The following is a 255-nucleotide window of genomic DNA, read 5'->3' as shown; positions in this document are numbered from 1 at the left end:
GGCATGGTTCGAACAATGGGTTTTCCTGGCCGATACGAGCAAGGGCCAGGCGCACTAAAGCAGCTTGGCAGAATCCTTTCCGATATGGGGCAATCGCGCCCTTTGGTCTTGTGCGACGAGTTCGTCTCGAGGCATCTGTGGCCTGAGGTAGGAAAAGCATTGTCAGAGCATGGCTTCGAGGCGAACAGCATCGTTTTTCCAGGTGAATGCACTAAAGCTGCAATTGCGTCTCTCTGTGAGCGATCAGCAGATTAC

The 255-nt window shown here is 53.3% G+C and carries 1 protein-coding gene; it reads left to right on the top strand.

Going from position 1 to position 255, the window contains the following annotated elements; translation table 11 throughout:
- Positions 1–3: 3 nt before the first annotated feature.
- Positions 4–255, top strand: a 252-nt coding sequence (locus HU720_RS24020; RefSeq protein ID WP_186523655.1) for an iron-containing alcohol dehydrogenase, incomplete at its 3' end; no start/stop codon positions are given.

The organism is Pseudomonas sp. SWRI51 (assembly GCF_014268825.1).
Taxonomy (GTDB): domain Bacteria; phylum Pseudomonadota; class Gammaproteobacteria; order Pseudomonadales; family Pseudomonadaceae; genus Aquipseudomonas; species Aquipseudomonas farsensis.
Note: the sequence above shows the minus strand (reverse complement) of the source record. Positions and strands in the feature narration are given on the sequence as shown.